12 protein-coding genes and 1 pseudogene are annotated in these 13,751 nt (G+C 70.0%); all 13 read left to right on the plus strand.

Features of this window, described 5'->3' with window-relative positions:
* Positions 1 to 170 precede the first annotated feature (170 nt).
* The 13 genes and pseudogenes from ACWGDB_RS28405 to ACWGDB_RS28465 all read left to right on the plus strand — a co-directional run bounded on the left by ACWGDB_RS28405 (position 171) and on the right by ACWGDB_RS28465 (position 13,567).
* Positions 171 to 2,192 (plus strand): beta-galactosidase, encoded by a 2,022-nt coding sequence (locus tag ACWGDB_RS28405; protein ID WP_453825026.1) that lies wholly within the window; start codon positions 171 to 173, stop codon positions 2,190 to 2,192.
* 121 nt (positions 2,193 to 2,313) lie between these two features.
* Entirely contained in the window at positions 2,314 to 3,882 is a 1,569-nt protein-coding gene (locus tag ACWGDB_RS28410; RefSeq protein ID WP_453825027.1) for a glycoside hydrolase family 53 protein, read from the plus strand.
* Positions 3,883 to 4,105: 223 nt separating this feature from the next.
* On the plus strand, positions 4,106 to 4,393 hold the full coding sequence (locus tag ACWGDB_RS28415; RefSeq protein ID WP_453825028.1) for an ArsR family transcriptional regulator: 288 nt from the start codon (positions 4,106 to 4,108) through the stop codon (positions 4,391 to 4,393).
* Positions 4,394 to 4,464: 71 nt separating this feature from the next.
* Positions 4,465 to 5,436 carry an SMP-30/gluconolactonase/LRE family protein gene (locus tag ACWGDB_RS28420; RefSeq protein WP_453825029.1) on the plus strand — a complete coding sequence of 324 codons (972 nt, stop codon included), beginning with the start codon at positions 4,465 to 4,467 and terminating at the stop codon, positions 5,434 to 5,436.
* A gap of 163 nt (positions 5,437 to 5,599) precedes the next feature.
* Positions 5,600 to 6,049 (plus strand): fluoride efflux transporter CrcB, encoded by a 450-nt coding sequence (gene crcB, locus ACWGDB_RS28425; RefSeq protein ID WP_453825030.1) that lies wholly within the window; start codon positions 5,600 to 5,602, stop codon positions 6,047 to 6,049.
* A complete protein-coding gene (locus ACWGDB_RS28430; RefSeq protein ID WP_453825031.1) occupies positions 6,046 to 6,393 on the plus strand; it encodes a DUF190 domain-containing protein in 348 nt (115 codons plus the stop codon). The genes crcB (ACWGDB_RS28425) and ACWGDB_RS28430 overlap by 4 nt, the downstream gene beginning before the upstream one ends.
* Positions 6,390 to 6,764 carry a fluoride efflux transporter CrcB gene (gene crcB / locus ACWGDB_RS28435; RefSeq protein ID WP_453825032.1) on the plus strand — a complete coding sequence of 125 codons (375 nt, stop codon included), beginning with the start codon at positions 6,390 to 6,392 and terminating at the stop codon, positions 6,762 to 6,764. Before ACWGDB_RS28430 ends, crcB (ACWGDB_RS28435) begins: the two co-directional genes overlap by 4 nt.
* 95 nt (positions 6,765 to 6,859) lie before the next feature.
* Positions 6,860 to 7,695, plus strand: a pseudogene (locus ACWGDB_RS28440) (undecaprenyl-diphosphate phosphatase).
* A 176-nt stretch (positions 7,696 to 7,871) separates the two neighbouring features.
* Positions 7,872 to 8,549: a FadR/GntR family transcriptional regulator gene (locus ACWGDB_RS28445; protein WP_383626402.1), complete on the plus strand. Its 678-nt coding sequence runs from the start codon at positions 7,872 to 7,874 to the stop codon at positions 8,547 to 8,549.
* Positions 8,546 to 9,985 (plus strand): amino acid permease, encoded by a 1,440-nt coding sequence (locus ACWGDB_RS28450; RefSeq protein ID WP_453825033.1) that lies wholly within the window; start codon positions 8,546 to 8,548, stop codon positions 9,983 to 9,985. Before ACWGDB_RS28445 ends, ACWGDB_RS28450 begins: the two co-directional genes overlap by 4 nt.
* Positions 9,986 to 10,034: 49 nt before the next feature.
* Positions 10,035 to 11,051, plus strand: a complete 1,017-nt coding sequence (locus ACWGDB_RS28455) for an asparaginase (RefSeq protein WP_453825034.1) — start codon at positions 10,035 to 10,037, stop codon at positions 11,049 to 11,051.
* 117 nt (positions 11,052 to 11,168) lie between these two features.
* Entirely contained in the window at positions 11,169 to 12,578 is a 1,410-nt protein-coding gene (aspA, locus tag ACWGDB_RS28460) for an aspartate ammonia-lyase (RefSeq protein ID WP_453825035.1), read from the plus strand.
* Positions 12,579 to 12,625: 47 nt separating this feature from the next.
* Positions 12,626 to 13,567 (plus strand): glutaminase, encoded by a 942-nt coding sequence (locus ACWGDB_RS28465; protein ID WP_453825036.1) that lies wholly within the window; start codon positions 12,626 to 12,628, stop codon positions 13,565 to 13,567.
* The last annotated feature ends 184 nt before the right edge of the window (positions 13,568 to 13,751 follow it).

Genomic DNA, 13,751 nt, shown 5'->3' on the forward strand with positions numbered 1-13,751 from the left:
ACCTGGGGTCTCCGCCTGCTGCGAAGACCTGCCATGCTTCTGTGAGCGTTCACAGTAGAGAAACATCCCGGACACTTGTCAATGGTTGTTGCTGTGCGGTTATGTTGGGCTCGCACCGCCCAGGATGTGTGTGCACGTTCCCAACTGATCGACAAATCGGGAGACATTCCATGCCGGAGACCACCCCCAGGGGCCTCACGAGGCTCGCCTTCGGTGGGGACTACAACCCCGAGCAGTGGCCGGAACGCGTCTGGCAGGAGGACGTCCGGCTGATGCGGGAGGCCGGCGTCACGATGGTGAGCGTCGGGATCTTCTCCTGGGCCCTGTTGGAGCCGTCACCGGGGGCGTACGACTTCGGCTGGCTGGACCGCCTGTTCGACCTGCTGCACGAGAACGGCATCCGTGTCGACCTGGGCACACCCACCGTCTGCCCGCCGGTGTGGTTCTACCGCGCCCACCCCGAGGCCCTGCCCGTGACGGCGCAGGGCGTGCGCCACGAGTTCGGCTCGCGCGCGGCCATCTGTCACAGCAACGCCGACTACCGCACGGCAGCCGCGACCATCACCACCCGGCTCGCCGAACGCTACGGCGACCACCCGGCGCTGGCGATGTGGCACGTGCACAACGAGTACGGCGTCCCCGTCTCGGCCTGTTACTGCGACTCCTGCGCGGCACACTTCCGGCGCTGGCTGGAGTCGGCGTACGGCACGGTCGAGGCGGTCAACGAGGCCTGGGGGACCGCCTTCTGGGGCCAGCGGTACTCGCACCTGGACGAGATCAATCCGCCGCGCCTCACACCGACGGCCGTCAACCCGGCGCAGGCGCTGGACTACAAGCGGTTCGCCGACGCCACCATGCGCGAGAACTTCCGCATGGAACGGGACATCCTGCACCGCCTCGCGCCGGGCGTCCCGGTCACGACCAACTTCATGACAGCCCTCAGCCAGTGCGACTCGGTCGACTACTGGGCCTGGGGCCGCGAGGTCGACATCGTCACCAACGACCACTACCTGATCACCGACGGCCGCCGCACCCACGTCAACCTCGCCATGGCCGCCGACCTCACCCGCTCGGTCGCCGGGGGAGCCCCCTGGATCCTGCTGGAGCACTCCACCTCGGGCGTCAACTGGCAGCCCCGCAACCCCGCCAAGGCCCCCGGTCAGATGGCCCGCAACTCCCTCGCCCACGTGGCGCGCGGCTCCGAGGGCGCCATGTTCTTCCAGTGGCGGCAGTCCCGGCGCGGCGCCGAGAAGTTCCACTCGGCGATGCTCCCGCACGGCGGCACCGACACACGTGTGTGGCGTGAGGTCGTCGAACTCGGCACCGCCCTCGACTCGTTGGGCGCCGTGCGCGGCACCCGCACGCAGGCCGACGTGGCGATGCTGTGGGACTGGCACTCCTGGTGGGCGCAGAGCCTCGACTGGCGCCCCAGCGAGGAGCACGACGCCCGCGAGCGCGCCGACGCCTTCTACGAAGCGCTCTACGACCGCCACCTCACGGTCGACTTCGCCCACCCCGAAGCCGATTTGTCGAGCTATCCCCTTGTCGTCGTACCGGCCTCGTACCTGATGACCGAGGCGGCCGGGAACAACCTCACCGAGTACGTCGAGAACGGCGGCACCCTCGTCGTGTCGTACTTCTCCGGCATCGTCGACGAGCACGACGCCGTGCACGAGGGCGCATACCCGGGGCCGCTGCGGGACGTCCTCGGCCTGACCGTCGAGGAGTTCTCGCCGCTGCTCCAGGACCAGCTGGTGCGCATCACCGGCCCGGACGGCTCCGAGCTGAGCGGCGACGTGTGGAGCGAGTTCGTCGTCCCGCGCGGCGCCGAGACCGTCTGGACGTACGCCGACGGCCTGACCGCGGGACACCCCGCCGTCACCCGGCACCGCCTCGGCGAGGGCACGGCCTGGTACGTCTCCACGCGCCTGGGCACCGAGGGTCTCGACGCGCTGCTGGGCTGGGCGATCGAGGACGCGCAGGTCGCCCCGCGTGTCGACCTGCCCCGTGATGTCGAGGTCGTGCGCCGTACCGGCGAGTCGGGAAGCTACCTGTTCGCGATCAACCACACCGCGTCGGACGCCAAGGTGCCGCTGGAGGCGCCCGGCGCCGAGCTGCTGACCGGCGAACGCGCCGCGGGCCGCCTCGAGGTCCCCGCCGGAGCCGTACGGGTCGTACGACTCGACGGCTGAGCCGACTCCCCTCCGCCCGCGCGTGGCACGAGCCGCGGGCGGAGGGGCTCCTCACCGCAGTTTCCGCACCGCGGCGGTGAGGGATCCCCATCCCCATACGTCGAAGGGACGACGGACGACGATGTTCCATCCCAGACGCACCCTCCGAGCCCTGCTGCTGCCGCTCGCCGCCGGACTCGCCCTCACCGCCCTGCCCGCGCAGACCGCCTCGGCGGCGAGCACGCTCACCAACGGCGGTTTCGAGTCCGACGGCACCGGCACCGCCACCCCGGCCGGATGGTCCACGTACTCGGCGGCCGGCCAGAGCGCGGCCTCCTTCACCGAGGCCGGTGGCCACGGCGGGAGTTACCGACTCACCCACTGGGCGTCCGCCGCCTACAAGGTGGAGACGTACCAGTACCTGTCCGGGCTGACCAACGGGAACTACCGGCTCACCGCCTGGGTCCGCTCGGGCGGTGGCCAGAACTCGGCCTACCTGGCGCTGAAGAACTGCGGCGGCGCCGAGCAGCGCACCGACCTTCCGGTCTCGGCGAGCGGCTGGATCCGTATCGTCGTGCCGGTCACGGTGACCGGCAACCAGTGCACCATCAGCATCAACAGCGACGCGAACGCGGGCAACTGGATCAACGTCGACGACCTGACCTTCGCGCCCGGCACGAGCGGCACGTCGATCCACGGCGCCGACATCTCCTCCATGGCCAAGAGCGAGGCCAAGGGCGGCGTCTACAGAACCGGTTCCGGCACGACCGCAGACGCGATCACCATCCTGAAGAACGCCGGCATGAACTACGCGCGGCTGAAGGTCTGGGTCAACCCGGCCGACGGCTACAACAACAAGACGCGCGTGCTGGCCATGGCCGAGCGCGTCAAGGCGGCCGGCATGAAGCTGCTGGTCGACTTCCACTACTCGGACACCTGGGCCGACCCGGGTGCCCAGGGCAAGCCGGCCGCCTGGGCCGGGCACTCGTACAGTCAGCTCAAGACCGACGTGTACAACCACACGTACGACGTGTTGAACGCGTTGAAGGCCCAGGGCACCACCGCCGACATGGTCCAGGTGGGCAACGAGATCAACGGCGGCATGCTGTGGACCGAGGGGTCCACGGACAACTGGTCGCAGCTCGCCGGCCTGCTCAACTCCGGCTATGACGCGGTCAAGGCCGTCAACTCGGCCACCACCGTCGCGCTGCACCTCGCCAAGGGCGGCGACCTGTCCGGCACCCGCTGGTGGTTCGACAGCGCGGTCGCGAACGGCGTGAAGTTCGACGCCATCGGCCTGTCCTACTACGGCTACTGGCACGGCTCGCTCCACGACTTCCAGACGACCCTCGACGACGCGGCCGCCCGTTACGGCAAGCCGGTCTTCGTCGCCGAGACGGCCTACCCGTTCCGGCTGGACAGCAAGGACTCGCACGAGGAGATCATCAACACCACCGGCGAACTGGTCTCCGGCTACCCGGCGAACACGGCCGGGCAGCGCCGCTGGATGAACGACGTGACCAGCATCGTGGAGGCCGTCCCGAACGGCCGTGGCCTCGGCGTCTTCTACTGGGAGGCGACCTGGACCGCCGTCACCGGCAACGGCTGGGACCCGACCGACGCCTCCTCCGGCAACGGCTGGGAGAACCAGGCCCTGTTCGGCTACGACGACACGGCCCTCTCCTCGATGGCGTGGTTCAGCCACCGGTGAGTTCGCCGAGTCCGTTGACCCCGTGACCAACGGGCCCGGCCGCGCCCCTGCGGCCGGGCCCCACCGCGTCCGGGACGCGGCAGGCCGGACCTCCGCCGAACGTCCCTATGTCGTACGACCGTTCGGTACCGGACAAGCGTCCGAGAGTCCCGGACACGACGGCTTCGACTGCGGAACAGTGGGGCATATGCGCTAGGACGCGGCCCGACGGAGGGGGGACGAGATGCTGAGGACTCCCGTCAGCGCAACGCGCCACGACATCCTGGAGTGGCTGAAGGATCCGGTCGCCAACTTCCCGAAGCGACGACATGGCGATCCCGTCGAGGACGGCGTCACCGCGGACGCCGTGGCCGCGAAGCTCGGAGTGCCGCGCAAGGTCGCCGAGGCCCACCTCGGCCTGCTCGCGGGCGTCGGCATGCTGCGCACCAAGCGGATCCGGCGGCGCGTGTACTACCGTCGCGACGACATGCGGATCGCCGAGGTCGCGCGCTTGTTTGAGAAGGGCTGGTAGGCGGCGAACCGACAACGCGGAGCCGGGAGTCGAGGGCCTTGGCACCCCAGGGCGGCGAAGGGATGACGCACATGGAACGTCCGGGGGCGCTCGTCCCGCACCGCTACGTCGCGATCGGCGGCCGAGGCCCGGAGGACGTCATCGCCGACGCCCGCGGCCGTGTCCTGACCGGCCTCGAGGACGGCCGTATCCTGCGCCTCGACGGTTTGGCGGACGCCGCCGAGTCCCGTGCCGAGGTCCGTGTCGAGGTGCTCGCCGAGACCGGCGGGCGGCCACTGGGCCTCGAACTCCTCCCGGACGACGCCCTGTTGGTGTGCGACGCCGAACGCGGACTGCTCCGCGTCGACCTCACCGACGGCACCGTACGCATCCTCGCCGACTCGGCGGCGGGGGAGCGGCTGCGGTTCTGCAGCAATGTCGTCGCCCTGCCCGACGGCAGCGTCTGTTTCACCGTCAGCAGCCGCCGGCACCCCCTGGAGCACTGGATCGGCGACCTCGTCGAACACACCGCCACGGGCCGCCTGCTGCGCCTCGCCCCCGGCAGTGACACCCCCGAAGTCCTCCTGGACGGGCTCCAGTTCGCCAACGGGCTCGCCCCGAGCACCGACGGTTCCTTCCTGGTCGTCGCCGAGACCGGCGAGTGCCGCCTCACCCGCTACTGGCTCACCGGGCCCCGCGCCGGACACAGCGAGCCCTTCGCCGAGAACCTGCCGGGCATGCCGGACAACCTCTGGCGCGGCACACCCGACGGCCCGATCTGGGTGGCGCTGGCCGGCCCGCGCGTGCCCCCGCTGGACCTCCTGCACCGTGCCGCCCCCGCCGTACGCCGCACCGCCGCCCGCGTCGCCGTGCGCGCCCCGTTCCGTCCCACGGGCACGATCGGCGTGCTCGCCCTCGACGACACCGGACGGGTCGTCCACCACCTGGCCCGCCGCCGCTCCGGCTTCCGCATGGTCACCAGCGTCTGCGAGGCCGGCGGCCACCTGGTCCTCGGGAGCCTGTGGGAGCGGGGCGTGGCGCTCTGCGAGCTGCCCGAGAAGTGACCCGCCTTCGCGTCCGGGTTTAGGCTGTTCAGCAGCCGCGATCATCGTCGCGGCGCGGCGGTGGGGCCCGCCGTACCCGAACCGCGGCGCGCATGCCGCCAACGGTCCCTACTTGCGAACGCGCCCGTCCGCCCGGGCCCCGGCGAGTAGGAGACGTACGACCATGACAGCCCCGGACACCGAGAGCCTGCGCGCCCCGCGGCCGCCCGCAGGGCGGACACAGGCGCCGATCATCGCGGTGGTGGCACTCGGCGGCGCCATCGGCGCCACGGCCCGGTACGCGGTCTCCCTGTGGTGGCCCGCCCAGCCCGGGGGCTTCCCCTGGGCGACCTTCTGGATCAACGTCGTCGGCTGCGCCATGATCGGCGTGCTCATGGTGATCATCACCGAGGTCCGCCCCGCCCACCGCCTCGTCCGTCCCTTCGTCGGCACCGGAGTGCTCGGCGGCTTCACCACCTTCTCCACATACGCCGTCGACATCCAGCAGCTCGTCGACAGCGGCCAGCCCCGCACCGGACTGGCCTACCTCGCCGCCACCCTGATCGCGGCACTCACGGCGGTATGGCTCGCGACGGCTGCGACCCGCCGCGTCCTGAAACGGAGGCAGCCATGACCAGGCCGACCGGCAGCGCCCTGCGCCTCACCGTCTTCGTCGGCGAGCATGACACCTGGCACCACAAGCCCCTCTACTCGGAGATCGTGCACCGCGCCCACGCGGCCGGTCTCGCGGGCGCCAGTGTCTTCCGCGGCATCGAGGGCTTCGGCGCCTCCTCGCTGATCCACACCTCACGGCTGCTGTCCCTGAGCGAGGACCTGCCGGTCGCGGTCGTGGTCGTCGACACCGAGGAACGCGTACGGGCCTTCCTGCCGCAGCTCGACGAACTCGTCACCGAAGGGCTCGTCACCCTCGACGCCTGCGAGGTCATCCGGTACCCGGAAGGTGAGAAGTCGCCGTGAACTGGCTTCTGGTGATCGCGGGTGCCCTCGTCGGCGCGCCGCTGCGCTATCTCGCCGACCGGGCGGTGCAGTCCCGGCACGACTCGGTGTTCCCCTGGGGCACCTTCCTCGTCAACGTCAGCGGCTGCCTGGTCCTCGGCCTGCTCACCGGCGCGGCAACCCAGGGCGCCGCGAGTTCCCACCTCCAGCTGCTGCTCGGCACCGGACTGTGCGGGGCCCTGACCACGTACTCGACCTTCTCGTACGAGACCCTGCGGCTGACGGAGACGGGAGCCGGGCTCTACGCCGTCGTGAACGTCGTGGGGAGTGTGATCGCGGGCCTCGGCGCGGCGTTCGCGGGAGTGACGATCGCCCAGGCGGTGTGGTCCTAGACGACGACACCGCCGCTGTTGCCGCAGGAACCACACCCGCACCTGGTAGGACAGTGCGCGCCACCGCTGTCCCGACGACCCCGGAACTGGATCCCATGAGCGCCATCAGCGTCGGTCAGGCCGTTGTCCTCGGAGCCGTCGAGGGGGTGACCGAGTTCCTGCCCGTGTCCTCGACCGGGCATCTGAAGATCGCCGAGGGGCTCATGGGCATCCCCGTCGACGACGACGCGGTCATCGGGTTCTCGGCCGTCATCCAGGTCGGCGCGATCGCCGCGGTGCTCGTGTACTTCTTCAAGGACATCGTGCGGATCGTCTCCGCATGGCTGCGCGGGCTGCGGGACAAGGAGGAGCGGTATCACCACGACTACCAGTTCGCCTGGTGGGTGATCTGCGCGACGATCCCGATCATCGTGGTGGGCCTGGCCGCCAAGCCGCTCATCAAGGGGCCGCTCGCCTCCCTGTGGGTGGTCGCCGGCTCCCTGATCGTCGGCAGCGGTGTGATGTGGGCCGCGGACCGGATGGGCCGGCACAAGCGCGGGGAGGACGACACCTCCTTCAAGGACGCGATGCTCGTCGGCAGCTCCCAGATCCTCGCCCTGCTCTTCCCGGGTTTCTCGCGCTCCGGCGCCACGATGTCGACCGCGCTGATGCTCGACCTGGACCGCGTCGCCGCCACCCGGCTGTCCTTCTTCCTCGGGATCCCGGCCCTCACCGGCGCCGGCATCTACGAGCTGAAGGACGCCCTCGGCACGACGGGTACGGGCGCGCCCTGGCCGTCGGCACCGCCGTCTCCTTCGTCGTCGCCTACGCCTCCATCGCCTGGCTGCTGAAGTTCGTCGCCAAGCACTCCTTCAACGCCTTCGTGATCTACCGGATCGTGGTCGGGCTGCTGCTCTTCGGACTCCTGGGTGCCGACGTGATCAACAGCTGACACAGGCGCCCGCGGTCGGCCGGCCGGGCGGAGCGCGGTCGGCTTTGCTGGTTCACACCCGGTGAACCTCACCCACCGGCTCCCCTTGACACCACCCACACCTCACCCGGAGTATCACTCCCGTGAACCTGTCAGACAGCCGGACAGCCGGACAGCCGCCGAGGCGGGTCAGCGCCATGGAAGCGGTCCTGGCGCACCTGCGCAGTGCCATCGAGCGCGGCGACTACGCCATCGGGGACAAACTCCCCTCCGAGGCGGAACTCTGCCGCAGCCTGGAGATCAGCCGGCCCGTGCTGCGCGAGGCCCTCAGGGCCCTGCAGACCATGGGCCTGACCGTCTCCAAGACCGGCAAGGGCACCTTCGTCGTCGCCAGCGCGGTCGAGGATCCGACCTTCGGCGACTACGCGGCCAGCGACCTGCTGGAGGTGCGCCGGCACGTCGAGATCCCGGTCGCCGGATACGCCGCACTGCGCCGCACCCCGGAGAACCTCGACCACCTGGCTCACCTGCTCGACCGTATGGAACGGGAGACGGACACCACCGCGTGGGTCGCGATGGACACCCTCTTCCACCTGGCCGTGGCCGAGGCCGCCCAGAACCCGGTCTTCCGCCGGGTCATCGAGGAGATCCGCGACGCACTGGCGCGTCAGTCGGCCTTCCTCAACGAGCTGGGCGGCCGGCGCGAGCAGTCCAACCGCGAGCACCGGGCGATCGTCGAGGCGCTGATCGACGGTTCCGAACTCGACGCGACCGACGCCATGGCGCATCACCTCGACCGCGTCGAGACGACCCTCACCGACATCGTGCGCCCCGCGCGCACGGACAGCACCACGGAAGGCGGACCCGAGGCGTGAGTGAGCAGTCCCTGCACGAGGGCGTGCAGAAACGTTCCGGCCATGTCGACGCCGGAGACGCCGGCTACAGCAAGTCGCTGAAGTCGCGGCACGTCAACATGATCGCCATCGGCGGAGCCATCGGCACCGGCCTGTTCCTCGGCGCCGGCGGCCGGCTCGCCGACGCCGGGCCGTCCCTGTTCATCGCCTACGCGGTCTGCGGCGTCTTCGCCTTCCTCGTCGTACGCGCCCTCGGCGAACTCGTCCTCTACCGGCCGTCCTCCGGCGCCTTCGTGTCGTACGCCCGGGAGTTCATGGGTGAGAAGGGCGCGTACACCGCGGGCTGGATGTACTTCCTGAACTGGGCGACCACCGGCATCGCCGACATCACCGCGGTGGCGACGTACACGCACTACTGGGGCATGTTCTCCGACATCCCGCAGTGGGTGATCGCACTGATCGCCCTCGCGGTCGTCCTCACCGTGAACCTGATCTCGGTGAAGATCTTCGGCGAGCTGGAGTTCTGGTTCGCGATCATCAAGGTCGGCGCACTCGTCGTCTTCATGCTGATCGGCATCTTCCTGCTGGTCACCCAGCAGCCCGTGGACGGCCACACCCCAGGCCCGTCCCTGATCACCGACAACGGCGGCCTCTTCCCCAGCGGCCTGCTGCCCATGCTGCTGATCGTCCAGGGCGTCGTCTTCGCCTACGCCTCCGTCGAGCTGGTCGGCGTCGCCGCCGGTGAGACCGCGAACCCCGAGAAGATCATGCCGAAGGCGATCAACTCGATCATGTGGCGCGTGGGCCTCTTCTACGTCGGCTCCGTCCTCCTGCTCTCGATGCTGCTGCCCTGGTCGTCGTACAAGGCGGGCGAGAGTCCCTTCGTCACCGTGCTGTCCAACATCGGCATCCCGGCGGCCGGCGGCGTCATGAACCTGGTCGTGATGACCGCGGCCATGTCCTCGCTCAACTCCGGCCTGTACTCCACCGGCCGCATCCTGCGCTCCATGGCGATGTCCGGCTCCGCCCCCAAGTTCACCTCGGTGATGAGCCGCAGCCAGGTCCCGTACGGCGGCATCCTGCTGACCAGCGGTATCTGTGTCCTCGGCGTCGGACTCAACTTCGTCGTCCCGGCCGACGCGTTCGAGATCGTGCTGAACTTCGCGGCGATCGGCATCCTCGCCACCTGGGGCATGATCATGATCTGTCACCTGCTCTTCTGGCAGAAGACCCAGAAGGGTGAGCTCGACCGGCCCGGCTACCGACTGCCGGGCTCCCCCTGGACCGAACTCGTGACGCTGGCGTTCCTCGCCTCCGTCCTGGTCCTCATGTACGCCGACGGAGGCGCCGGCCGCACCACCGTGCTGTGCCTGCCGCTGATCGTCGGAGCGCTGGTCGCGGGCTGGTACGCCATCCGCGGCCGTGTCGCCCGCACCGCCACCAAGGCCGACGCGTGAACCCGTGCCGGTCGACGCCCCCTCATCGACCCAGGACAGCCAGGCAGTGATGTACAGCAGCCCCATGGCGGACGCACCCCTTGTCCGCGAACCTCTCCACGCCCCCGTCGCCCACCTCATACGCGGCGGAATGATCGAAGGCACCCACTACGGCTCCGTCGTCGTCCTCGGCGCCGACGGCAAGGTGGAGTTCCAGCTCGGTGACATCGAGGCCGCCTTCTACCCGCGCTCCGCGCTCAAGCCCGTCCAGGCCGTGGCCATGGCCCGGGCCGGGCTGCCGCTCGACGGCGAGCTCCTCTCGCTCACCGCGGCGAGCCACTCCGGCGAGGAACGCCACCTCGCCGGAACCCGGCGCATCCTCGAACTCGCCGCGCTCACCGAGGACCACCTGCGCAACGTCCCGGACATGCCGTTCGACCCGGTCGTCCGGGACGCCTGGGTGCGGGAGGGCCGCCTGCCGTCCCGGCTCGCGCAGAACTGCTCCGGCAAGCACGCGGCGATGCTGTACACCTGCGCGCTCAACGGCTGGTCCCTGGACCACTACCTCGACCCCGGGCACCCGCTGCAGCAGGCGATCGCCGAGATCGTCGAGGACCTCACGGGGCAGCGGATCGCTCGCGTCACCGTCGACGGGTGTGGGGCGCCGCTGTTCTCCGTCTCGCTGCACGGCCTTGCCCGTGCGGCCGCCCGCATCACCACCGCGGTGCCGGGCACGCCCGAGGCTCGGGTCGCCGACGCCATGCGTGAGCATGCGGAGATGGCGTCCGGCACCGGGCGGGACGTGGCCGCGCTGATGCGGGCCGTGCCGGGGCTGCTCGCCAAGGACGGGTTCGAGGGCGTGCAGGTCGCTGCGCTGGCGGACGGGCGTGCCGTCGCCGTGAAGATTGCCGATGGGGCGAATCGGGCGCGGATACCGGTTGCCGCCGCGGCCCTTGCGTGGGCCGGGGTGGATCCGGAGTTGCTCACCGAGTTCCAGGGCGAGGCGCTTCTTGGGGGCGGCCGGGAGGTCGGGTGTGTGCGGCCCGTTCGATCTCTGGAGCCGGTTGTGGTTTCCGCTTGCGCCTAAGGATGTGCCGAAGTTCCTTGTCGGCGGCTGCGAGCCGGTTGTGGCTGATCGCGCAGTTCCCCGCGCCCCTTTCAGGGGCGCATCACCTACGTACCTCAGAAAGAGACCCTCACTCTCATGACCGCCACCGTCCGCAGCGAGCACGACCTGCTCGGCGACCGTGACATCCCCGCCGACGCCTACTGGGGTGTCCACACCCTGCGCGCCACCGAGAACTTCCCCATCACCGGGACGCCGATCTCCGCCTACCCGCATCTCATCGACGCCCTCGCCGCCGTCAAGGAGGCCGCCGCGCTCGCCAATGAGGAGCTCGGGCTGCTGGAGGCGAAGAAGGCTGCTGCCATCGTCGCCGCCTGTCGGGAGATCCGGTCCGGCAAGCTGCACGACCAGTTCGTCGTGGACGTCATCCAGGGCGGCGCCGGCACTTCGACCAACATGAACGCCAACGAGGTCGTCGCCAACCGGGCGTTGGAGCTGCTGGGGCTCGAGAAGGGGCAGTACCGGCACCTGCACCCCAACGAAGACGTCAACCTCGGCCAGTCGACCAACGACGTCTACCCGACCGCCGTCAAGATCGCGACGGTGTTCGCGGTGCGCGGGCTGCTCAAGGCGATGGCGGTACTCCAGGACGCGTTCGCCCGTAAGGCCGTCGAATTCCGCGACGTGCTCAAGATGGGCCGTACGCAGTTGCAGGACGCGGTGCCGATGACGCTCGGGCAGGAGTTCTCCGCGTACGCCGTCATGATCGACGAGGACCGGTCCCGACTTGCCGAGGCCGTCGAGCTGATCCATGAGATCAACCTGGGCGCGACGGCCATCGGTACCGGACTGAACGCTCCCGCCGGCTACGCCGAGTCGGCCAGGCGTCACCTCGCCGAGATCACCGGGCTCCAGCTGGTCACCGCCGCCAACCTGGTCGAGGCGACCCAGGACTGCGGCGCGTTCGTCCAGATGTCCGGCGTGCTCAAGCGCATCGCCGTCAAGCTCAGCAAGAGCTGCAACGACCTGCGGCTGCTGTCGTCCGGTCCGCGCGCGGGTCTGGGCGAGATCAACCTGCCTCCCGTTCAGGCCGGTTCGTCGATCATGCCCGGCAAGGTCAACCCGGTGATCCCCGAGGTCGTCAACCAGGTCGCGTTCGAGGTGATCGGCAACGACGTCGCCATCACCATGGCCGCCGAGGCCGGACAGCTCCAGCTCAACGCCTTCGAGCCGATCATCCTGCACTCCCTGTCGGAATCGATCACCCATCTGCGGGCCGCCTGCCTGACGCTCGCCGAGCGCTGCGTGGACGGCATCACCGCCAACACCGAGGCGCTGCGCCGGACCGTGGAGAACTCCATCGGCCTGGTCACCGCCCTGAACCCGCACATCGGCTACACGGCGGCCACCGACATCGCCAAGGAGGCCCTGGTCAGCGGCCGCGGCGTCGCCGAACTCGTCCTGGAGAAGGGCCTGTTGCCCGCCGAGACCCTCGCCGACCTGCTGCGCCCCGAGATCGTCGCGGGCAGCGGCCAGGCCCTGGCCTGAACCGGCCGTGAACCGCTGAAGCGCACCCGGACCGGCAGGAAGGCACAATGGTGATCATGGCAGCGTCGACGTCGTCACTGACCTTCCAGCCGATCCTTCAGCGCATCGCGGAGGAGATCGAGCGGACCCCCGGCCGCGGCCGGCCCGCCGACTACATTCCGGCGCTCGCGGCCTGTGACCCGCGCAGCTTCGGCATGGCCGTCGCGGAACTCGACGGCACGGTGTACGGCGTGGGGGACTGGCGCGAGCCGTTCTCCACGCAGTCCATCACCAAGGTCTTCACCCTCGCGCTCGACCTGGCCCGCGAGGGCGACGAACTCTGGGAGCACGTGGGCCGCGAGCCCTCCGGCAACCCCTTCAACTCCCTGATCCAGCTGGAGTACGAGAACGGCATCCCACGCAATCCGTTCATCAACGCCGGTGCCCTCGTCGTCACCGACCGACTCCAGACCCGTACCGGAGCAGCGGCGGGCGAACTCCTGGCCTTCCTGCGTGCCGAGAGCGGCAACCCCGCCCTGGACTTCGACCAGGACGTCGCCGCCTCCGAGTCCACGCACGGCGACCGCAACGCCGCGCTCGGCCACTTCATGGCGTCGTACGGCAACATCGACAACCCCGTGCCGGTCCTGCTCGACCAGTACTTCCGCCAGTGCTCGATCAAGGCGTCCTGCGCCGATCTGGCCCTCGCCACCACCTTCCTGGCCCGCCACGGCGTCCGCGCCGACGGCACCCGGCTGCTCACCCGCAGCCAGGCCAAACAGGTCAACGCGGTCATGCTGACCTGCGGGACGTACGACGCGGCGGGCGAATTCGCGTACCGGGTGGGCCTGCCCGGCAAGAGCGGCGTGGGCGGCGGCATCATCGCGGTGGTACCGGGCCGGTGCACATTGTGCGTGTGGAGTCCGGGGCTCGATGAGCGGGGCAATTCGGTGGCCGGGGTGGCGGCCCTGGACCGCTTCACGACGCTGACAGGCCTTTCGGTCTTCTGACGGAACTACTCGACGCTGTGTGCGGGCGTGTCCCCCAGGGACGCGGGGAACTGCGCGACCAGCCCCCGCCTGCCGGCAGCCTGCGAACCACCTCATCCGGCAGACGCATCGCAGCCCTCAACCAACGGCCACAATCGATCACCGGCCGGTCACGCCCCGGCCTCCCCCCGGAGGGAACCGCGTC

It is taken from the genome of Streptomyces sp. NPDC055013 (genome assembly GCF_053608645.1).

Excerpts from the sequence above, each read along its gene's own strand:
- ACWGDB_RS28455 (WP_453825034.1), top strand. The coding sequence starts at position 10,035 with ATGTACAGCAGCCCCATGGCGGACGCACCCCTTGTCCGCGAACCTCTC.
- ACWGDB_RS28465 (WP_453825036.1), top strand. The coding sequence starts at position 12,626 with ATGGTGATCATGGCAGCGTCGACGTCGTCACTGACCTTCCAGCCGATC.
- ACWGDB_RS28420 (WP_453825029.1), top strand. The coding sequence starts at position 4,465 with ATGGAACGTCCGGGGGCGCTCGTCCCGCACCGCTACGTCGCGATCGGC.
- ACWGDB_RS28415 (WP_453825028.1), top strand. The coding sequence starts at position 4,106 with ATGCTGAGGACTCCCGTCAGCGCAACGCGCCACGACATCCTGGAGTGG.
- ACWGDB_RS28430 (WP_453825031.1), top strand. The coding sequence starts at position 6,046 with ATGACCAGGCCGACCGGCAGCGCCCTGCGCCTCACCGTCTTCGTCGGC.
- ACWGDB_RS28410 (WP_453825027.1), top strand. The coding sequence starts at position 2,314 with ATGTTCCATCCCAGACGCACCCTCCGAGCCCTGCTGCTGCCGCTCGCC.
- ACWGDB_RS28405 (WP_453825026.1), top strand. The coding sequence starts at position 171 with ATGCCGGAGACCACCCCCAGGGGCCTCACGAGGCTCGCCTTCGGTGGG.
- aspA (WP_453825035.1), top strand. The coding sequence starts at position 11,169 with ATGACCGCCACCGTCCGCAGCGAGCACGACCTGCTCGGCGACCGTGAC.
- ACWGDB_RS28445 (WP_383626402.1), top strand. The coding sequence starts at position 7,872 with ATGGAAGCGGTCCTGGCGCACCTGCGCAGTGCCATCGAGCGCGGCGAC.
- crcB (WP_453825030.1), top strand. The coding sequence starts at position 5,600 with ATGACAGCCCCGGACACCGAGAGCCTGCGCGCCCCGCGGCCGCCCGCA.